Raw genomic sequence first — 19540 nt, 5'->3', positions numbered from 1 at the left:
ACGTCCCCGTGTGCCGGTGGAGCTCGGTCGCAGCCCCGCCGGTGACAGCCAGCATGCCCCGACAGGGAACCCGGCGCCGAAAGTTGTCCACAGGCGGTGGATATTCGTCGTACAAATCAAACGCACGGTGGGGGATCGGCATGGAACCGTCCCGGAGTCGGGACTTCCCCCATGCGCAGCGGGTAACGTCGGGGCGTGTCCGCCGACCCACTGCACCGCGCCGGAACGCCACAGCGCAGTACGACGAGCCCGCCGTCGAGCGGCTCGGGGGCGAGCGCGATCGAGGTCCGCAGAAGCGCCCGGCGCCGCCGGACGGTCTCGGCGTACCGCGAGGGCGATCGCACCGTCGTGCTCATCCCCGCCCGGATGTCCGAGGCCGAGGAGCAGCGCTGGGTGAGCGTCATGCTCGACAAGCTGGCCGCCCAGGAGAGCAAGCGGGTCCTCGGTGACACCGAACTGGCCGAGCGTGCGGAGCGGCTGTCGGCGCAGTACTTCGACGGCCGCGCGCGGCCGAACTCGGTCCGCTGGGTCACCAACCAGAACACACGCTGGGGTTCGTGCACCCCGGCCGAGGGCAGCATCCGGCTCTCGCACCGCCTGCAGGGCATGCCCGAGTACGTCGTCGACTACGTCCTCCTTCACGAACTCGCACATCTCCTGGTGCCCGGACACGGGCCCCGCTTCTGGCGGCTGCTGGAGGACTATCCCCGCACCGAGCGGGCGAAGGGCTATCTGGAAGGCGTGGTCGCCGCCGAACGGTTGCCCCATCTGCCCGGCGCCCGCGGCGAATGACCGCTCCCTGAGGACTCCCGGAGGCGGGACTTCCGGTTCGGTCGGGCGAGGGTTGTGTACCGGGTCTGTACCGGCTTCGCTCGATGTCCGAGTTTGCCGTTAGCCTGGCGCGACGCAATCACATTCGGGATGGGGGACGGTCGTTACGCATGGCCAGGGAATTCCAACGCGGCCACAAGGCCAGGATCAGTGACCTCACCTCGGGCACCGATCTGTACGTAGGGGTACAGATCGCCGCTCCGGGGCTGTCGTTCGACATCAGCTGCTTCGGTCTCGACGCCGACGAACAGCTCTCGGACGACCGCTACTTCGTCTTCTTCAACCAGCCGAAGTCACCCGAGGAGTCCATCCAGCTCCTCGGCGCCCAGGCGGGCGACACGGAGTCCTTCCGCGTCACGCTCGACAAGATCCCCCCGCAGATCCAGAAGCTGTCCTTCACGGCGACGATCGACGGCGACGGACAGATGTCGCAGGTCGGCCCCGGGTACGTCCGCATCGTCGCCGGCGGCGAGGAGGTGGCCCGGTATGCCTTCAGCGGTTCGGAGTTCACCACCGAACGCGCCGTGATGCTGGGCGACTTCTACCTCAAGGACGTCTGGCGGTTCGCCGCCGTCGGACAGGGCTTCGACGGTGGCCTCGATGCGCTGCTGAGGAACTTCGGCGGCGAGGTCGCCGAGGAGGAGACGCCGGAAGCCCCGCAGCAGGCCCAGCAGCCGCAGGCCGGTGCGGCCCCTGGCTTCGCGCCGCCCGCCTTCGGTGCCCCGGCCCCCGCGCCCGCTCCGGCCCCGGCTCCCGCGCCGCAGCCCGCCGCGCAGGGCTTCGCGCCCCCGCAGGGGTCCACGCCGCCGCCTCCGGCCCCGGCGCCCTCGGTGCATGCCCAGCCCACGATCGTCGCGCCGATCACGCCGCCGGGTGGCGCCCCGCCGCCCCCTGCTCCGGCCCCCGCGCCCTACGGCCAGCCGGGTCAGCAGCAGCCGTACGGCCAGCCCGGACAGCAGCCGCCGTACGGCCAGGCGCCCGCCCCGAGCGCCCCGCCGCCGCCCGGTTACGCCCAGCCCCAGGCGCCGCAGGCACCGGCCCCGCCCCCCGGTTACGGTCAGCCGACCCCGCCGCCTGGCTACGGTCAGCCGACCCCGCCTCCGGGCTATGGCCAGCAGCCCCCCTACGGGCAGGTCCCGGGCCAGCAGGCGCCTTATGGAGCCCCGCAGGGTGCACCTCAGGGCCCCGGTGTGGCCGCGGCGCTCCAGCAGTTCAAGGAGACGCCCACCGGTCAGCGCTGGACGCAGCAGAACAAGAAGATGGTCCGGGTCGACCTCGGCATCGGCGGGCAGCCCGTGCTGGCCCGGCAGGGCAGCATGGTGCTCTACCAGGGCAAGGTCGACTTCAGCTACAAGGGCGCCGGATTCTCCGGCCGGATCGTGGGCAACGCGACCGGCCAGGAGATGCAGCTGATGCGCTGTACCGGCCAGGGCCAGGTGTTCCTCGCCGAGAACTCCACGATGCTGCACCCCATCGAGCTCCAGGGCGACGGCATCTGCGTTTCCGCCGAGAACGTCCTCGCCTTCGACGAGACCCTCCAGTACGAGGTCCGCCGTATCGAGGGCCACGGCATCCCCGGCGGCGCGCTGTTCACGATGCAGTTCACGGGCACCGGCACGATCGTCGTCAAGACGCACGGCACGCCCGTGGTGCTGCCGGTCACGCCCACGACGTTCGCCGACGCCAACGCCGTGGTCGCCTGGTCGTCCGCAGCCCAGGTGATCGTCTCCAGCCAGGTACGGATGCGTCGCAACGCCTACCCCGGCGACACCGGAGAGAGCGTCAACCTCCAGTTCCGGGCCGCTCCCGGCAACTTCATCGTCGTCCAGCCGTACGAGATCTGAGGGAGCCCGTCATGAACCAGCCACTCGCGGGCTTCGCCCCCGCACCCGTCTCCGCTCGCATGGAGAACCACGGCAACCACATGGCGAAGATCGCCATGCAGACCGGGAACGACCTCTTCGCGCGCGTGGGGTCGATGGTCGCCTACGAAGGCTTCGTCCAGTACGAGCCCAATCCGCCGGCCGTGCGCCAGATCGCCAAGGACTGGATGACCGGCGAGGGCGCACCCCTGATGAAGTGCTCCGGCGACGGACTGCTCTACCTCGCCGACTACGGCGCCAACGTCGTCATCATCAACCTCAACGGCGACGGCATCTCCGTCAACGCCACCAACCTGCTCGCCTTCGACGCGCATCTGACGTGGGGCGTCGAGCGGGTGAAGGGCCTGGCGAAGTTCGCCGGACAGGGCCTGTGGAACACCAAGATCTCCGGGCAGGGCTGGGTCGCGCTGACCTCCCGGGGCAAGCCGATCGTCGTCGACTGCGGCGGCGGCGAGGACGAGACGTACGTCGACCCGGACGCGCTCGTCGCCTGGTCCCCGAACCTCAAGGTGAAGGGCAAGCGCAGCTTCAAGGCGCAGTCGCTCATCGGCCGGGGCAGCGGTGAGGCCTACCAGATGGCCTTCTCCGGCCAGGGCATCGTCGTCGTCCAGCCCAGCGAGGACAGCACCGACCGTCTCCGGGTCCGGGGCTGAGGGGGAGCAAGAACGCCATGCAGAGTCCGCTTTTCGCCTACAACGACCAGCAGACCCAGGAGCGCTGGAGCCTGCAGAACAAGCAGATGCTCCGCGTCGGCCTGGAGGGCCACGACGACATCCTCGCCCGCAAGGGGACCATGGTCGCCTATCAGGGCCTGGTCGAGTTCGACGCCGAATTCCAGAGCAACCAGCAGGGACGCGCGCGTGCGCACACCGGCGAGGGCCTCGACCTGATGCGCTGCCACGGGCAGGGCACGGTCTACCTCGCCAACCTCAAGCAGCACGTGCACATGGTGGACGTGGAGCAGGACGGCCTGACCGTCGACAGCAGCTACGTGCTGGCGATGGACTCGTCGCTGCACCACGAGGTCATCGCCGTCGACAGCCTCTACGGCATCTCCGGCTCCGGGAAGTACCAGCTCAACATCACCGGCCGCGGCAAGGTCGCTCTGATGACCTCGGGCATGCCGCTGATGATGCAGGTGACGCCCGACAAGTACGTCAACTGCGACGCCGACGCGATCGTCGCCTGGTCGACCGGGCTGCGCGTCCAGATGCAGGCCCAGACGCACTCCTCCGGAGTGTGGCGGCGCCGCGGCAGCACCGGTGAGGGCTGGGAGCTCAGCTTCATGGGCAGCGGTTACGCGATCGTCCAGCCCAGCGAGCTGCTGCCGCCGCAGAACGCCCAGGTCGGATCGGGCCTTGCCGCGCAGTACGGCATGGGCCAGCAGGGAGCGCGAGGCCAGAACCAGGGCAACGTCTGGAGCTGATCGCTCCGCCGATTGGGCCGAGCGAGGGGCTTCGGGGGCCGTGGGCTGCTTCCGGCCGCTGGCCGTATGTGGCCGCGGGCCGTATGCGGCTGGTCGCGCAGTTCCCCGCGCCCCTTACTGGGGCGCGGCCCACCGCCCGGAAGCAGACGTGAGGGGCGACCGCCAGCGCGGTCGCCCCTCACCCAAATCTCAGGCCGCGAGCCTCGCCCGTGTCGCCTCCAGCAGGCGTACGACCGAGTCGTCGGCCACCTCCGCCACCTCGTCGTAGGCGAACCAGCGCAGGTCGAGGGACTCGTCACTGATGGCCTCCACGGCTCCGGCCGGAGCCAGTGCCGCGTACTGGACGTCGAGGTGCCACGTGCACGGGGTGTGGTGCCGGTCCAGGCGGACGGGGCCGCCGGGCAGCAGGGTCAGCCCCGCGATGCCCGACTCCTCGGTCGCTTCGCGCAGGGCGGCCGCGGCCAGCGTGCCGTCGGCCGACTCGCAGTGGCCGCCCATCTGCAACCACATGCGCAATTTCTTGTGCAGGGTGAGCAGCACACGCCCGTGCGACGGGTCGATCACCAGCGCGCTCGCGGTGATGTGCCCGTCACCGCAGGCTTTCCACATGCCGTCCGGGTGTGCCTCCAGATGCTCCAGGTAGGTCTGGCGCAGCTCCGGCTGGTCCTCGTAGCCCTTCAGCACGAGGACCGCGTCGTCGTACAGGCTCACTCGGTGTCGTCGCCCTTGGAGTCGCCCGGGGCGTCGCCCTTGCTGTCGTCGTCCTTGGCGTCGTCGTCCTTCTTCAGGTTCGGCTTCCCGGTGGATCCGCCCGCGGCCTCGCCGAGCATCTTGTCCAGCTCGGAGAAGTCGATCTGCTCGCGGTGCACGAAGCCGTCCGGGTCGTCCAGGTCGGAGGCCGTCGGCAGCATGTCCGGGTGGGCCCACAGGGCGTCACGGCCGTCGACACCGTGTGCGTCCGTGAGAGAGGCCCACAGACGGGAGGCATCACGCAGACGGCGCGGGCGCAGTTCCAGGCCGATCAGCGTGGCGAAGGTCTGCTCCGCCGGGCCGCCCGAGGCGCGCCGGCGCCGCAGCGTCTCACGCAGGGCGTCAGCGGACGACAGACGGGGCTTCGCGGCCGCATGGACCACCGCGTCGACCCAGCCCTCGACGAGCGCCAGAGCCGTCTCCAGACGGGCCAGAGCCGCCTTCTGCTCCGGCGTGTCCTCCGGCTGGAACATGCCCTGCTGGAGGGCGTCCTGCAGCTGCTCCGGGTTCTGTGGATCGAACTGCCCGACCACGTCCTCAAGCTTGGCCGTGTCGACCTTGATCCCGCGCGCGTAGCCGTCGACTGCGCCGAACAGGTGCGAGCGCAGCCACGGCACGTGCGCGAACAGGCGCTGGTGGGCCGCCTCGCGCAGGGCGATGTACAGCCGCACCTCCTCCTTGGGCACGCCCAGGTCCTTGCCGAACGTCTCGATGTTGATCGGCAGCAGCGCGGCCTTGCCCACGGGGCCGAGCGGCAGACCGATGTCGGTGGAGCCGACGACCTCGCCCGCGAGCACGCCGACGGCCTGCCCGATCTGCGTGCCGAACATGGCGCCGCCCATCGAACGCATCATGCCGATGAGCGGGCCGGCCATGGCCTGCATCTCCTCCGGCAGGACGTCACCCATGGCGGTGCCGACGCGCTCGGCCACCGGGTCGACGAGCTCCTGCCACGCGGGCAGGGTCGCCTCGACCCACTCCGCGCGGGACCACGCCACCGCGGAGCCCGCGCCGGACGGCAGCGCCGTCGCGTCGTCGAGCCACAGGTCGGCCAGGCGGACGGCTTCCTGAACCGCGTTGCGCTCGGCGGGGCCGACGCTCGCGTCCTTCGTGCCGTCCGCGGTGCCCTGGGAGACCGTCTGGCGGGCGATCTGCTTGGCCATGTCCCAGTTCACCGGGCCGCCCTCGTAGGAGAGCATCTGGCCCAGCTGCTGGAACGCGGCGCCCAGGTCGGTGGGGTTCAGGGAACCGAACATGGCAGCGAACGGATTGTCGGCACCGGTGCCACCGAAGCCACCGGCTCCGGGCAGCCCGCCGAAACCGAACGGGTTGGCCGGGCCCTGACCACCACCGCTCTGCTGGTCCTTCTTCTTGCCCTCGTCGCCGTCGTCCGGCTCCTCCGGCGGAAGGCCGAATCCGAATGGGGTGTCACTCACGGGATTCCTCGGCTGGTAAGGCCACCGGTTTGGCACCGGCGGCGCGACTGCCCGATAACACCACCCAGCGTAGACACCGCGAGCCGTTCGGGCCTCGGTGCTTCGCCGACTCTTGGCCTGCGGCAGGATGGATGCCACCTGGTACGTACGCGTCACTCGCGTCCGTACTGAAGACAACCGCTGGAGACGCCCGGTGAGTTCCCCTGATCCGCAGGTTCGCGCAGCGCGAAACCAGTCAACCCCTCCCGCGCGCGGCGTGCGCGGCCCCGTCGTCGCGGTGACCGGTGCCGCGTCCGGCATCGGCGCCCTGCTCACGGAGCGGCTGGTCGCGTCGGACGAGGTCAAGCAGGTCATCGCCATCGACGAGCGGCGCGGCGAGTGCGCGGCGGCGCAGTGGCACATCCTGGACGTGCGGGACCCGGCCATCGCGGACAAGCTGCGGGGCGCCGACGTGGTCGTACACCTGGCGCTCGACCTGGATCTGGAGACGGATTCCGCCGCCCGGACGGCATACAACGTTCGGGGGACGCAGACCGTTCTGACCGCCGCGGCGGCGGCCGGGATCCATCGGGTCGTGCTGTGCACGTCCGCGATGGTCTACGGGGCGCTGCCGGAGAACGAGCTGCCGCTGTCCGAGGACGCGGAGCTGCGGGCGACGGCGGAGGCCACCGGGGTCGGGGATCTGCTGGAGATCGAGCGCCTCGCGCGAAGGGCGCCCCGGGCCCACCCGGGACTTAATGTCACCGTTGTCCGGCCCGCAGTGCTCGTGGGCGGCACGGACACCGCGCTGACCAGGTACTTCGAGTCACCCCGGCTGCTCGTCGTCGCCGGTTCCCGGCCGGCCTGGCAGTTCTGTCATGTCGAGGATCTGTGCAGCGCCCTGGAGTACGCCGTCCTGGAGAAGGTCGACGGGGAACTCGCGGTCGGCTGCGACGGCTGGCTGGAGCAGGAGGAGGTCGAGGAGCTCAGCGGGATCCGCCGTATGGAGCTTCCGTCGGCGGTCGCGCTGGGCGCGGCGGCCCGGCTGCACCGGATCGGACTGACGCCCTCCCCGGCCGGTGACCTGGCGTACACGATGTATCCCTGGGTCGTGAGCGGGAGCCGGCTCCATGACGCCGGGTGGCGGCCGCAGTGGACCAACGAGGAAGTGCTTGCGGAGCTTCTGGCAGAGGTCTCCGGCAGGCACACGGTCGCCGGGCGGCGGCTCGGACGCAAGGACGCCACGGCGGCCGGCGCCGCGGGAGCGACGGTGGCCCTGCTGGGCGCGGCGGCCGTGGTGCGCAGGGCACGGAAGGCCCGGCGGCGGATCTGAGGTCCGTACGACCCTCCAAACCTCCACACACGTGTGCCGGGCGAATCGGCAATTCCCCGGTGCCGGTGACCTGGTGCACGATGGGGGCATGGCACCCACCCATGACCACCCCGGTGAGCAGGCCGCGCAGGACCCCATCAAGCTGCTCGCGATCCGCGATGCGCCGCTCTCCGTGGACGAGGTCTTCCGGCTCGTCGGGGACGACGCCGCCGGCGGTATCGCGCTCTTCGCCGGGACCGTGCGCAACCACGACGGGGGTGCCGACGTGGATGAGCTCGGGTACTCCTGCCACCCGAGCGCCGAGGCCGAGATGCGGCGCGTCGCCGAGAAGGTCGTCGCCGAGTATCCGGTGCGGGCGCTCGCGGCCGTGCACCGGGTCGGAGACCTCAGGGTCGGGGACCTCGCAGTCGTCGTCGCCGTCTCCTGTCCGCATCGCGGGGAAGCCTTCGAGGCGTGCCGGAAGCTGATCGACGACCTCAAGCACGAGGTGCCGATCTGGAAGCACCAGAAGTTCTCCGACGGCACCGAGGAATGGGTCGGCGCCTGCTGAACCGTCCCGGAACCGGCCCGACGGAACCCGTCCACCCCACTCCGGTTGCGTAACCGCACCCCTGACGTGAGCGTTGTCAGTGCCAGTGGTTAATCTGCTGATCAGTCAGTTGCGGTCGCTCATTGGGGATGGGAGGACGGCATGGCGGCACTCGCCTGGTTGCTCATTCCGCTCGCGGCTGCGATCGGCGCCGGCCTGTGGGGCAGTTGGGCCAACCGGACCCGCAAGGCACGGGGCGACGGGCCCGAGCTCGACGGGTATGCCCGGTTCCGCGAGGCCATGGAGAAGAGGTCCTCCTCCCACACGTGATCGTGGGGGCGGGTATGCGGCCCTGACGGGGCACTGACAGACGTGTCACGTACTGTCGTGGCATGCCACGCCGCACCGCGACGATGCTCGCCTCCACCCTGATGCTGATCGCGCTCCTGTGCGCGGGAGTCTTCATCCCCGTGCCGTACGCGGAGATGTCGCCCGGGCCGACGGTGAACACCCTCGGCGATCATGATGGCGAGCCGGTGCTGCAGGTCGACGGTCGCAAGACCTACCCGACGACCGGGCATCTCAACATGACCACCGTCCGGGTCACCAGCGCCGACTACAGGATGAACCTGGTGGAGGCCGTCTACGGGTGGCTGGCGCATGACAACAAGGTCGTGCCGCACGACACCCTCTACCCGGACGGCAAGACCGAGGAGCAGTCCACCCAGGAGAACGCCGAGGAGTTCAGCCAGTCCCAGGAGAGCGCCAAGGTCGCCGCCCTGAAGGCACTGGACATCCCGGTGCAGAGCTGGGTGATCGTCTCGACCGTGGTCAAGGGGACGCCCGCCGAGGGCAAGCTGCACGCCGGTGACGTGATCAAGTCCGTCGACGGTACGACGGTGAAGGAGCCCGCCGACGTCGCCGAGCTGGTGACCAAGCACAAGCCGGGCCAGGACGTCGTCTTCACGATCGTGCCGGCCAAGGAACAGGTCGCCGCCGAGAAGGAGCGCCGGACGCCGACGAAGACCGAGAAGGTCACGATCAGGACCGCCGAGTCCGACGACAGCGGCGAGAAGCGCGCCGTCGTCGGGATCTCCGCCGGGACCGACCACACCTTCCCGTTCACCATCGACATCAAGCTCGCCGACGTCGGCGGCCCCAGCGCGGGTCTGATGTTCGCGCTCGGGCTCTACGACAAGCTCACCCCGGGCAGCCTGACCGGCGGCAAGTTCGTCGCCGGCACCGGCACCATCGACGACGCCGGCAAGATCGGCCCCATCGGCGGTATCGAGATGAAGACCGTCGGCGCACGTGAAAAGGGCGCCCAGTACTTCCTCACGCCGGCCGACAACTGCGCGACGGCCGCCCGTGACGTCCCCAGCGGCCTCACCCTGGTCAAGGTCGGCACCATCGACGACGCCCTCGGCGCCCTGAAGGACATCCGCTCCGGCGACACGGCCGACCTGCCGAAGTGCACGACCAAGGACTGAACGACGAACCTCGAGTACGTCAGTGGCGACGAACCTCGAATACGGCAGTGGGGGCGCCCTTCCCTTCCGGGCGCCCCCACTGCCGTTCGAGATCCCGCCGCCGTACCGGACCGTCGTGCCGCAGGACCTCAGTCGGCGAACGTCGCCGCCAGGGCCTCCGCGAGTCCCGGGATCAGGTCCGGGCCGGTGAGGACCTCCGTCGGGGTGTCCTTCTCGCGCAGGCGCAGGGCCGATTCGCGGGCGCCGTCGCGCAGGACCGCGACCGTCATGCGGACCTCCTGGCGCTCGGGGTGGTCCGCCACCCACTTCGCGAGCTTGGCGTCGCTCAGGCCCTGCGGGACCTGGGTCTCGGCGGACGGGGGCAACATGAGACGCTCGACCGTGAGCGCGCAGCCGGCCACCGCGTCGGGCCAGGCGATCGTGGCGAGGAACTCATCGAGCGCCTTGCCCGTTTCAATTTCGTCCTGCTCGATCGGGGTCAGGCCGGAGGACTCCTGCTCGTCCCCCAGGCCGAGCTGGGCGGCGAGGCCGGGTTCCTGGGCCCGCAGCCGTGCGGTGTCTACGAGGGCGAAGAGGCGGGCGGGCTGGTCCCAGCCGAGGCCGGAGGCGTACTCGTCGATCTCGAGAACGGCCCGGGTCAGCGGGCTCGCCGCCATGGGAGTGTTGGACATGGTCACAATCCTGCCTCGTTCCCGGCCGGAATCGGGAACTGAGTAAAGCGTGAGTAAGTTGCATAGGTGTGGGCCCGCGATCACGGGGGGCCACGTAGGGCCCACGAAGACGCGGGTCTGACGGATCAACAGCGAACCTCGGGGTGCGAACCTTGGCTTTCCAGATGCCGGACCGCGGTGGAGGCCCGACCGGGCCACGGATCAGAGTGGGCCGCCCGTCCCGGCGTGTCCGGACGCTGCTCATGACACTGGGCGTCCTCGCCGTCCTCGGCATGGCCTTCACCATGTTCGCGGGCTTCTGGACGGACTGGCTCTGGTACCGGTCGGTGAACTACTCCTCGGTGTTCACGACCACGCTGTGGACGAAGATCGGACTCTTCTTCGTCTTCGGTCTGTTGATGGCCCTCGCGGTCGGGTTCAACATCTGGCTGGCGCACCGGCTGCGCCCGCCGCTGAGCGCCATGTCGATGGAGCAGCAGAGCCTCGACCGCTACCGCATGGGCATCGCGCCCTACAAGAAGTGGCTGCTGCTGGCGATCACCGCGCTGGTCGGCCTGATCGCCGGTGCCTCCGCCTCCAGCCAGTGGCGGACCTGGCTGATGTGGGTCAACGGCGTTCCGTTCGGCGAGAAGGACCCGCAGTTCCACCTCGACGTCGGCTTCTACGCCTTCGACCTGCCCTGGTACCGGTTCCTGCTCGGCTTCGGCTTCGCCGCCGCGATCCTCTCCGTGATCGCCGCCGCGCTCACCCACTACCTGTACGGCGGGCTGCGCATCACCAGCCCGGGCGCGCGTGCCACGGCCGCGGCGACCGGCCATCTGTCGGTCCTCATCGGCATCTTCGTCGCCCTGAAGGCCGTCGCGTACTGGCTCGACCGGTACGGGCTCGCGGTGAAGTCCAGTGACTTCAAGGCGACCGACAACTGGACCGGTCTGAGGTACGTCGACGCCAACGCGTATCTGCCGGCCAAGACGATCCTGTTCTGCATCGCCGTCATCTGCGCGCTGCTGTTCTTCGCCACGCTGTGGCGGCGCACCTGGCAGCTGCCCGTCATCGGCTTCGGCCTGATGGTGCTCTCGGCGATCCTCATCGGCGGCCTGTACCCGGCGATCGTGCAGAAGTTCCAGGTCCAGCCCAACGAGCAGGCCAAGGAAGCGCCGTACGTCGAGAAGAACCTCAAGGCGACGCGCGACGCGTACGGCATCGACGGCACCAAGGTCACCGAGTACCCCGGCACGAGCAAGACCGAGGACAAGACCAAGCTGCGCGACGACGTGGACGCCACGGCGAGCATCCGGATCTTGGACCCGAACATCGTGTCGCCGACCTTCCAGCAGCTCCAGCAGATCAGGAACTACTACGCGTTCCCGACCAACCTGGACGTCGACCGGTACGCCAAGGACGGCAAGGACCAGGACACGGTCATCGGTCTGCGCGAGATCAACCTCAACGGCATCCCGAAGCGCAACTGGATCAACGACCACTTCCGTTACACCCACGGCTACGGCGTGGTCGCCGCCGAGGGCACCAACGCCGACGCCCAGGGCCGACCGGACTTCACCGAGTCCGACCTGCCGTCCAAGGGCGACCTCGGGACGTACGAGCAGCGGGTCTACTACGGCGAGAAGACCACCATGTACTCGATCGTCGGCGGTCCCCAGAAGGAGATCGACTACTCCGACGACAGCGGTGAGAAGACCTACAGCTACAAGGCCGACAGCGGGGTCAGTCTCTCCAACCCGGTCAACCGGGCCGCGTACGCGGTGGCGTTCGGCGAGCCGCAGATCCTGTACTCGGGTGCGATCGGCGACGGTTCGCGCATCCTGTACAACCGCACGCCCAAGGAGCGCGTCGAGGCGGTGGCCCCGTGGCTGACCATCGACGGTGACGCCTATCCGGCGGTCGTGGACGGCCGTATCCAGTGGATCGTCGACGCCTACACGACGACGAACGGCTATCCGTACTCCTCCCGTACCACCCTCGGTGATACGACGGCCGACTCGCTGACCGCCACCAACGACCAGCGCGCGGTGGTGGCCCAGCAGAACCAGGTCAACTACATCCGTAACTCGGTGAAGGCGACGGTCGACGCCTACAGCGGTGAGGTCAAGCTCTTCCAGTGGGACACCAAGGACCCGGTCCTGAAGACCTGGATGAAGGCGTTCCCGGACACGGTGAAGCCGAAGAGCGAGATCTCGAAGCCGCTGATGGACCATCTGCGCTACCCGCAGGACCTGTTCAAGGTCCAGCGCGAGCTGCTCACCCGCTACCACGTGAAGGACGCCACGACGTTCCTCAGCGGCAGCGAGGTCTGGCAGGTGCCGGACGACCCGACCAACAAGTCGGGCAGCGCAGTGCCGCCGTACTACCTGAGCATGAAGATGCCCGACCAGAAGGCACAGGCGTTCTCGCTGACGACGACGTTGACGCCGAACGGCAGGGACAACCTCAGTGCCTTCATGGCGGTCGACGCCGAGGCGGGCACCAGTGACTACGGCAAGATCAGAATTCTGAAACTGCCGACCAACACCACGGTCAACGGCCCAAGTCAGGTCCAGAGCCAGTTCAACTCCGAGCAGAACATCGCCGAGACGATCAGGCTGCTGAGAGGTGGCGACTCGGAGGTCGAGTACGGCAACCTGCTGGCGGTCCCGCTCGACGGCGGACTGCTCTATGTCGAGCCGGTCTATGTGCGCGGTGGCGGACTCAAGTACCCGCTGCTGCGGAAGGTGTTGGTGTCCTACGGCGGCACCACTGCCTTCGAGGACACGCTCGGCGAGGCCCTCAACAAGGTCTTCGGAGCGGAGGGCCCGACCACCGAGCCACCGGACGAGGGTGAGCAGGAGGGCGGTACGACACCTCCGCCGACGTCCACCAACCCGACGGTCCAAGAGGCGTTGAACGACGCCCAGGACGCCTTCGAGGCCGGCCAGGAAGCTCTCAAGAAGAACGACTGGGAGGCCTACGGCACGGCGCAGAAGGATCTTGAGGACGCGCTGAAGCGGGCCGAGGACGCACAGGCGCAGGCCGACAGGACCGGCGGTTCCGGCGGTGGCGGCGGTGGCGACAGTGCGGGCCCGACTTCCAGTCCGAAGCCGAGCAGCAGTCCCAGCGGCAGTTAGGGACGACGGCTGATCGAATAGCCCACCTCGCGCCGTGATACGGTTGCAGAACAACGGCGCGGGGTGGAGCAGCTCGGTAGCTCGCTGGGCTCATAACCCAGAGGTCGCAGGTTCAAATCCTGTCCCCGCTACTGAAGTCGGCGAATAATTCGTACGACAGCGAAGGCCCGGATCCTCAAGAGGATCCGGGCCTTCGTCGTGTGCGAACGCATGTGCCGCACGGCGGGACGGCCGCGCCGCCTCGGGGAGTTGGGGGAACTGTGTTTGACTTGTCTCTCTGTGGGCATGTCGACAAAACGCTGAAGTGACCTCACTGGCTGCGGTATACCAGGTGTACCCAGGTTGCAGGTGGTGCGACGATGGACGTTATGGGGGACAAGGCAACTCTGTTGGAGACAGGGCGGTTTGTGCAGCCTGCCGACTTTGTGCAGCCGACGGGCGATTTCGTGCGGTCCACGGACGGTGCCTCGCAGCCGATGGGTGACCTCCCGCGGCAGGTGAGCGACCTCACACAGTCGGACGGCGAGTTCGCGCTCGACCGGCCGACGGACCAGGACGAGACCGGGGACGCCGCCGAGGAGGCGCGGCAGCGGCTCGCCGCCGAGGGCGGGGACGTCGAGGCGATGAGCGTCCTCGGGGCCATGCTGCTGCGCCGCGGGGATCTAGACGGAGCCGAGGCTCATCTGCGTGCCGCCACCGCAGCCGGTGACCGGGCCGCAGCCAACAACCTGGGAGTTCTTCTTCACCAGCGCGGGTACGCCGACGAGGCCGCCGGCTGGTGGCGGATCGCCGCCGTCGCCGGGTCGGCCGCGGCCGCGCACGCGCTGGGACGCCATCACCGCGAGCGGGGCGACGAGCCTGCCGCCGAGTACTGGCTGCGGCAGTCCGCCGAACAGGGACACGCGCTGGGCGCCTACGCGCTCGCCGATCTGCTGGAGCACCGCAGCGACGGCGCGGCCGAGCAGTGGATGCGGGCCGCGGCGGAGCGCGGGCACCGGGAGGCGGCGTACCGACTGGCGCGCGCGCTCGACCGGCAGGCGGTGCGGGCGGGGGAGGACGAACTCGACAACGGTGTCGCGCCGGACGAGTCGCTGGTGGCGGAGGCCGAGCAGTGGTACCGGCAGGCCGCCGCGCGCGGGCACCGCCGGGCCGCGCTGCACCTCGGGGCGATCCTGGAGAAGCGCGGGGAGCTCAAGGAGGCCGGGCGCTGGTATCTGACGTCCGCCAAGGACGGGGAGGCGCGGGCCGCCTGCGCGCTCGGGTTCCTGCTGCGGGACGCGGGAGACACCGAGAGCGCCGCCGTGTGGTGGCTGCGGGCCGCCCAGGACGGCGACGGCAACGCGGCGAACGCGCTGGGCGCGCTGCACGCCGAGCGTGGCCAGACGCAGACCGCCGAGCGGTGGTACCGGGCCGCGATGGACGCGGGCGATGTCAACGGCGCGTACAACCTCGGGCTGCTCTGCGCCGAGCAGGGGCGGACCTCGCAGGCCGAGCAGTGGTACCGGCGGGCGGCATACGCCGGGCACCGCGAGGCGGCGAACGCGCTGGCGATCCTGCTGCTCCAGGGCGGGGACGCGACGGGCGCCGAGCCGTGGTTCTCCAAGGCCGCGGAGGCGGGCAGCGTGGACGCCGCGTTCAACCTGGGGATCCTGCACGCCGGGCGGGGCGAGGAGCGGGCCGCGCTGCGGTGGTACGAGCGTGCCGCTGCTGCCGGTCACACGGAGGCGGCGCTGCAGGTCGGGATCGCGCGGCTGCGGGACGGGGACGAGTTCGCGGCCGAGCGCCATCTGCGCTGTGCGGCCGGGGGCGGCAGTGCGGAGGCCGCGTACCGGCTGGCGACCGTGCTGGATGCTCGGCGTCCGCCGGAGCCCGAGCATGAGCTGGGGGAGCCGGCGCACGAGAAGACCGAGTGCGAGGAGTGGTACGAGCGGGCGGCCTCCCAGGGGCATCGGCGGGCGCAGGTGCGGGTGGGGATGCTCGCCGCGGCCCGGGGCGATGTGGTGGAGGCGGCTCGGTGGTACCGCTCTGCCGCGGAGGCCGGTTCTCGGAACGGGGCCTTCAATCTGGGGCTGCTGCTGGCCCGGGAGGGGAGTGAGCCGGAGGCGGCCGTGTGGTGGACGCGAGCGGCTGACGCCGGGCACGGGCGGTCGGCTTTGCGGCTCGCTCTGGTCTACGCGCGTCGTGGGGAGCTGGCGGAGGGGAAGCGGTGGGCTGATCGAGCCGTGACGCTTGGGCCTCGGGAGGTTGCGGAGCGGGCGGCTCGGTTGCGGGACGCTCTGCGGGAGGAGCTCTCGGCGTGACGCTGCGCTGAGCTTGGTTGGCCGGGCTGGGCCGGCCTGGAGCGGGGTGGGTTTCTGGGTGGCCGGCGTCGGGGTTGCCCCCGGGGAGTTGTCGCCCCCGCCGCCCCTACCCTTCCCGTACCCGGGGGCTGCCGCCCCCGGACCCCCGCTTCGGCCCTGAACGGGCCTCGTCCTCAAACGCCGGACGGGCTGGAATGCCTGGGCCGAGGCAGGCTGATCGACAAGCGATTTGCCTCTGTCTGCATGCTTGACGTAATGTTCAGTTCACCGACGCGGGGTGGAGCAGCTCGGTAGCTCGCTGGGCTCATAACCCAGAGGTCGCAGGTTCAAATCCTGTCCCCGCTACTGAAGGCCTAGGGCCGGGATCCGAAAGGGTCCCGGCCCTAGGTGTTTCCCGGGGTGTGTCAGGGCCTGTGGCCCACCGCCTCCTCGTACAGGGTGCGGTTCACCGTTCGTGACTCCGGGAGGGCGTCTCCCTCGGCCACTTCCTGGGCCTTGTATGCCGACTGCAGGCGGGTCGTCGTACGGGCGCGGATTTCCCAGTCCATGCGGAGTGGCGGGGTGGAGCGCAGGATGGACTCGTCCGACTTCAGGAGCTCGGCGAGGTAGGTGACGAAGGTCGCATCCTGCTTGTAGTCCGACGCGAAGTACGTGTTCACCGTGCGGATGTAGGCCCGGACCAGGGCGACTCCCGCGTCCACGTCGTCCTGGAGCAGCGTGGGGCCGTACAGCATGCCGCCCAGTGGTTCGCCCGGTGGCTGACCGCCGAGGAAGGCGTAGCCCTGCCGGCCGTCCACCTTGCGCCAGACCGGGTCCAGGAGCCAGGCCGAGTCGACGCCGCCGTTCTGCAGGGCCGTGAGGACGTCGGCCGAGCCCAACTGCTGGTACTGGATGTCGGCGAGGCCGCCGCCGTGCTGCTCCAGGGCCTTCTCCATGGGGTACGCGATGACCGATCCCTTGCCGATCATCGTGCCCAGCTTGCGGCCGGCCATGGCGACGCGGCTCGCGCTCTCGCCCTCCTTCAGGCGCACCCACAGGCCGCTCTTCGACTTCGGGTCGGGTGAGAAGTTCCCCGCGACCCACTTGATGTCGAAGCCGCCCTTGATGCCGTTCATGACCGCCGCCTCCGGGGCCGCCCACAGGGCATCGATGTCGCCCTTGGCCAGGAGCGGGAGCGCATCCGGAGTCGGCAGGACCTTCAGCGTGACGTCCAGGCCCTCCTTCTCGAACTCGCCCTTGTCGAGCGCGACTTGCAGGGGAGCCACGTACTCGGCGCTCAGCGTGCCCGTCGCGATCGTCAGCTTGCGGGGCTCGCGCACGGGCTGTGGGGGAGGGGCGCCGGGGAGACAGCGGGCCGGGGTTCGGGTCGGGGAGAGGTCCTTCGGGTCCGTCCAGGCTTTGTCGCCGCAGCCTTCCACCGGGCGGATGGTGCGTTGCCCGCCGCCCGAGTCCGAGGCGGAGTCCGACTCGTACGGGGACGAGCAGGCCGCCGACGCCAGCAGTGCCGCGGCGGCCATGACAGCGCCGTATCGTTGCGTGGTCCTCCGCTTCATGACTGGCCCCTTCCTCGGTCCCTCGGTGCCCAGGGGGTGAGCAGGCGGCCGGCGAAGCGGATCAGTTCGGAGAAGAGGACCCCGAGGATCGCGACGCAGACGATGCCGACGAACATCACGTCGTTCTGGAACAGCGCGCGTGAATCGAAGATCAGATGGCCCAGGCCGTTCGTCGCGGCGATCTGCTCCGACGCGACGATGACCAGGACCGCCACACCCGCCGCGATACGCGCGCCCACCAGGACGGCGGGGAGGGATGCGGGCAGCAGGACGTGGCGGAACATCTGCCATCGCGAGGCGCCGAAGACCTGGCCCGCGTCGCGGTGGCCGGTGGGGATGGACATCACCGCGGACATCGTGGAGATCCAGACGAAGAAGAACACCGTGGCCGCCACCAGGGCCACCTGTGGGCCCTCGCCCAGGCCGAACATGTTCAGGAAGATGGGGAGCAGGGCCAGCTTCGGTACGACATACAGGGCGTCCAGGAGCGGTTCCAGGGCCGCTCGTATCAGAGACAGGGAACCCATCAGCAGGCCCAGGGCGTAGCCCGCCGCCGTGCCGGCCGTGTACCCCGCGAGGACGCGCTTCAGCGTGGCCCACACGTCCGGCCACAGGTCGCCGGCCGCTGCCCGGTCCCAGCCGTCGGCGAGGATCGTGGAGGGGGCCGGGTAGACGCGGTCGTCGATCCAGGCCTGGGCCGCGGCCAGTTGCCACAGCAGGAGGAGGAAGAGGGGGACGGCGAGCGCCAGCGACAGCTCCAGTGCGCGCCTGCGGCGGTGGGTGCGTGCGGGGTGCAGTTCCTGCGGGCCGGGGCGGCGGACCAGGACCGACTCGGCGGGCGGCTTCGCGAGTGTCGTCATGCCGGTACCGCCTCCTTGCGCAGCAGGTCCCACAGCTCGCTCTTCAGTGCCGTGAACTCGGGGGTGGCGCGGATGTCGCCGGTGCGTGGGCGCGCGAACGGCGGGCGGTGCTCGGCGATGATCCGGCCCGGGCGGGCGGACATGACCAGGACCCGGTCGCCGAGGACGATCGCCTCCTCCAGGCTGTGGGTGATGAAGAGCGTGGTGGTCCGCAGCGACTGGGTGATGTCCAGGAGTTCGTCCTGGAGGATCGTGCGCAGCTGGGCGTCGAGCGCCGCGAACGGCTCGTCCATCAGCAGCAGTTCGGGCTCCACGGCCAGCGCCCGGGCGATCGCCACGCGCTGGCGCATCCCGCCGGAGAGGGTGGCCGGGTAGGCGGCCGCGAAGTCCGACAGGCCCATGCGGGCCAGCCAGTCGTCGGCGCGGGCGTTCGCCTCGCGCCGCGGGACGCGTTGGATGTCCAGGCCGAAGCGGACGTTCGCGCGGACCGACTTCCAGTCGTAGATGCCGTAGTCCTGGAAGATCATGGCGGCCGGGCGGCTGCTGGATGTACGGATCTCCAGGGTGCCGGTGCTCGGGCGGAGCAGGCCGGCGGCGATGCGCAGCAGCGTGGATTTGCCGCAGCCGGAGGGGCCGACGACACAGACGAACTCGCCGGGGGTGACGGTCAGATCGAGGGGGCCGAGGGCGTGGACGGTGTGGGGGGTTCGGCCGAAGGCGCGGGTCAGGTCGTTCGCTCTGAGTTTGGGATACGGCTCTCCCACTTCTGTCTCCTTGCGGAGTGCGGTACGGACGTGTGGGTGTCGTTGACCATATGACGGTCCGTCAGATTCTGGAACCCCGCCCGCCCGCACCCGGGCAGCACAAAGCCCCGGCACTCACGGGTGCCGGGGCTCAGGGAAGGTGGCCGGCTAGGCCTTCGCGCAGTTCGGGCAGACGCCGCGGTACGTCATCTCGACGTCCGACACCGTGAAGCCGAAGCGCTCGGAGTCGGGGAGGTCGGCCATCGGGTTGCCCGTCGGGTGGACGTCCCGGATGGAACCGCACTGGGCGCAGACCAGGTGGTGGTGGGGCCGGTGGGCGTTCGGGTCGTACCGCTTCGCGCGCTTGTCGGTGGAGACCTCGAGCACCTCGCCGAGGGTGACCAGCTCGCCCAGCGTGTTGTAGACGGTCGCCCGGGAGATCTCGGGCAGCTTGGCGACGGCCCGGGCGTGCACCTCGTCGGCCGTCAGGTGGACGTGATCGCCGGCGAGCACCTCGGCCACGACGCGCCGCTGCGCGGTCATCCGCCATCCGCGTCCGCGCAGCCGTTCCAGAAGGTCACTCATGCAGAACACCTTAACAGCAGGAGGACCAGCTTCCGAATGGATGTGACTT

General features: G+C 69.9%; 17 protein-coding genes and 2 tRNA genes. 12 read left to right on the top strand and 7 right to left on the bottom strand.

Features of this window, described 5'->3' with window-relative positions; genetic code table 11:
• Positions 1 to 195 precede the first annotated feature (195 nt).
• The 4 genes from OG331_RS18420 (at position 196) to OG331_RS18405 (ending at position 4140) form a co-directional block, all read left to right on the top strand.
• Entirely contained in the window at positions 196 to 792 is a 597-nt protein-coding gene (locus tag OG331_RS18420; RefSeq protein ID WP_406197510.1) for a M48 family metallopeptidase, read from the top strand.
• A gap of 149 nt (positions 793 to 941) precedes the next feature.
• Positions 942 to 2675, top strand: a complete 1734-nt coding sequence (locus tag OG331_RS18415; protein WP_406197507.1) for a TerD family protein — start codon at positions 942 to 944, stop codon at positions 2673 to 2675.
• 11 nt (positions 2676 to 2686) lie between these two features.
• Positions 2687 to 3367, top strand: a complete 681-nt coding sequence (locus tag OG331_RS18410) for an AIM24 family protein (RefSeq protein ID WP_362380642.1) — start codon at positions 2687 to 2689, stop codon at positions 3365 to 3367.
• Between the two features lie 17 nt (positions 3368 to 3384).
• Positions 3385 to 4140 (top strand): AIM24 family protein, encoded by a 756-nt coding sequence (locus OG331_RS18405; protein ID WP_406197504.1) that lies wholly within the window; start codon positions 3385 to 3387, stop codon positions 4138 to 4140.
• A gap of 189 nt (positions 4141 to 4329) precedes the next feature.
• Here the strand turns inward: OG331_RS18405 and OG331_RS18400 are convergent, their stop codons facing one another.
• Together OG331_RS18400 and OG331_RS18395 are read right to left on the bottom strand one after the other, a co-directional pair.
• Entirely contained in the window at positions 4330 to 4851 is a 522-nt protein-coding gene (locus OG331_RS18400; protein ID WP_406197501.1) for an NUDIX hydrolase, read from the bottom strand.
• A complete protein-coding gene (locus OG331_RS18395) occupies positions 4848 to 6326 on the bottom strand; it encodes a zinc-dependent metalloprotease (RefSeq protein WP_406197498.1) in 1479 nt (492 codons plus the stop codon). The genes OG331_RS18400 and OG331_RS18395 overlap by 4 nt, the downstream gene beginning before the upstream one ends.
• A 193-nt stretch (positions 6327 to 6519) precedes the next feature.
• On the opposite strand from OG331_RS18395, the gene OG331_RS18390 reads away from it, so the two are divergent.
• The 4 genes from OG331_RS18390 (at position 6520) to OG331_RS18375 (ending at position 9657) form a co-directional block, all read left to right on the top strand.
• Entirely contained in the window at positions 6520 to 7638 is a 1119-nt protein-coding gene (locus OG331_RS18390) for an SDR family oxidoreductase (RefSeq protein WP_406197495.1), read from the top strand.
• Positions 7639 to 7726: 88 nt separating this feature from the next.
• On the top strand, positions 7727 to 8188 hold the full coding sequence (locus OG331_RS18385; protein ID WP_328879432.1) for a molybdenum cofactor biosynthesis protein MoaE: 462 nt from the start codon (positions 7727 to 7729) through the stop codon (positions 8186 to 8188).
• Positions 8189 to 8329: 141 nt separating this feature from the next.
• Positions 8330 to 8497 carry a hypothetical protein gene (locus OG331_RS18380; RefSeq protein ID WP_328879431.1) on the top strand — a complete coding sequence of 56 codons (168 nt, stop codon included), beginning with the start codon at positions 8330 to 8332 and terminating at the stop codon, positions 8495 to 8497.
• A 62-nt stretch (positions 8498 to 8559) separates the two neighbouring features.
• The gene (locus OG331_RS18375; RefSeq protein ID WP_406197491.1) at positions 8560 to 9657 is read left to right on the top strand and encodes a PDZ domain-containing protein; all 1098 of its coding nucleotides are present in this window, start codon (positions 8560 to 8562) and stop codon (positions 9655 to 9657) included.
• A gap of 128 nt (positions 9658 to 9785) precedes the next feature.
• Here OG331_RS18375 and OG331_RS18370 read toward each other — a convergent pair whose 3' ends face one another.
• On the bottom strand, positions 9786 to 10328 hold the full coding sequence (locus OG331_RS18370) for a PPA1309 family protein (RefSeq protein ID WP_391393378.1): 543 nt from the start codon (positions 10326 to 10328) through the stop codon (positions 9786 to 9788).
• 164 nt (positions 10329 to 10492) lie between these two features.
• Between OG331_RS18370 and OG331_RS18365 the strand changes: the two genes are divergently transcribed.
• From OG331_RS18365 to OG331_RS18350, 4 genes are all read left to right on the top strand, one after another.
• A complete protein-coding gene (locus tag OG331_RS18365) occupies positions 10493 to 13450 on the top strand; it encodes a UPF0182 family protein (RefSeq protein ID WP_406210099.1) in 2958 nt (985 codons plus the stop codon).
• 57 nt (positions 13451 to 13507) lie between these two features.
• Positions 13508 to 13581: transfer RNA gene (locus OG331_RS18360), tRNA-Met, on the top strand.
• A 237-nt stretch (positions 13582 to 13818) separates the two neighbouring features.
• Positions 13819 to 15750, top strand: coding sequence for a tetratricopeptide repeat protein (locus OG331_RS18355; protein ID WP_406197487.1), 1932 nt, complete (start codon positions 13819 to 13821; stop codon positions 15748 to 15750).
• Between the two features lie 271 nt (positions 15751 to 16021).
• Positions 16022 to 16095: transfer RNA gene (locus OG331_RS18350), tRNA-Met, on the top strand.
• A 59-nt stretch (positions 16096 to 16154) separates the two neighbouring features.
• On the opposite strand, the gene OG331_RS18345 is transcribed toward OG331_RS18350, so the two are convergent.
• The 4 genes from OG331_RS18345 to OG331_RS18330 all read right to left on the bottom strand — a co-directional run bounded on the left by OG331_RS18345 (position 16155) and on the right by OG331_RS18330 (position 19491).
• Positions 16155 to 17303: an ABC transporter substrate-binding protein gene (locus OG331_RS18345; protein ID WP_406197484.1), complete on the bottom strand. Its 1149-nt coding sequence runs from the start codon at positions 17301 to 17303 to the stop codon at positions 16155 to 16157.
• Positions 17300 to 18163 carry an ABC transporter permease gene (locus OG331_RS18340; protein WP_406197482.1) on the bottom strand — a complete coding sequence of 288 codons (864 nt, stop codon included), beginning with the start codon at positions 18161 to 18163 and terminating at the stop codon, positions 17300 to 17302. The genes OG331_RS18345 and OG331_RS18340 overlap by 4 nt, the downstream gene beginning before the upstream one ends.
• Positions 18160 to 18927 (bottom strand): ABC transporter ATP-binding protein, encoded by a 768-nt coding sequence (locus tag OG331_RS18335; RefSeq protein ID WP_406197480.1) that lies wholly within the window; start codon positions 18925 to 18927, stop codon positions 18160 to 18162. Before OG331_RS18335 ends, OG331_RS18340 begins: the two co-directional genes overlap by 4 nt.
• Before the next feature lie 147 nt (positions 18928 to 19074).
• Entirely contained in the window at positions 19075 to 19491 is a 417-nt protein-coding gene (locus OG331_RS18330; RefSeq protein ID WP_406197477.1) for a Fur family transcriptional regulator, read from the bottom strand.
• Positions 19492 to 19540 lie beyond the last annotated feature (49 nt).

Origin of the sequence: Streptomyces sp. NBC_01017, from assembly GCF_045162795.1 — a bacterium.
Classification (GTDB): domain Bacteria; phylum Actinomycetota; class Actinomycetes; order Streptomycetales; family Streptomycetaceae; genus Streptomyces; species Streptomyces machairae.
The sequence above is the reverse complement of the archived record's forward strand: the minus strand, read 5'-3'. Positions and strand labels throughout refer to the sequence as shown.

Coding starts and splice junctions, on each gene's coding strand:
- OG331_RS18415 (WP_406197507.1), top strand. CDS start 942: ATGGCCAGGGAATTCCAACGCGGCCACAAGGCCAGGATCAGTGACCTC.
- OG331_RS18410 (WP_362380642.1), top strand. CDS start 2,687: ATGAACCAGCCACTCGCGGGCTTCGCCCCCGCACCCGTCTCCGCTCGC.
- OG331_RS18405 (WP_406197504.1), top strand. CDS start 3,385: ATGCAGAGTCCGCTTTTCGCCTACAACGACCAGCAGACCCAGGAGCGC.
- OG331_RS18385 (WP_328879432.1), top strand. CDS start 7,727: ATGGCACCCACCCATGACCACCCCGGTGAGCAGGCCGCGCAGGACCCC.
- OG331_RS18380 (WP_328879431.1), top strand. CDS start 8,330: ATGGCGGCACTCGCCTGGTTGCTCATTCCGCTCGCGGCTGCGATCGGC.
- OG331_RS18375 (WP_406197491.1), top strand. CDS start 8,560: ATGCCACGCCGCACCGCGACGATGCTCGCCTCCACCCTGATGCTGATC.
- OG331_RS18370 (WP_391393378.1), bottom strand. CDS start 10,328: ATGTCCAACACTCCCATGGCGGCGAGCCCGCTGACCCGGGCCGTTCTC.
- OG331_RS18365 (WP_406210099.1), top strand. CDS start 10,493: ATGCCGGACCGCGGTGGAGGCCCGACCGGGCCACGGATCAGAGTGGGC.
- OG331_RS18355 (WP_406197487.1), top strand. CDS start 13,819: ATGGGGGACAAGGCAACTCTGTTGGAGACAGGGCGGTTTGTGCAGCCT.
- OG331_RS18345 (WP_406197484.1), bottom strand. CDS start 17,303: ATGAAGCGGAGGACCACGCAACGATACGGCGCTGTCATGGCCGCCGCG.
- OG331_RS18340 (WP_406197482.1), bottom strand. CDS start 18,163: ATGACGACACTCGCGAAGCCGCCCGCCGAGTCGGTCCTGGTCCGCCGC.
- OG331_RS18330 (WP_406197477.1), bottom strand. CDS start 19,491: ATGAGTGACCTTCTGGAACGGCTGCGCGGACGCGGATGGCGGATGACC.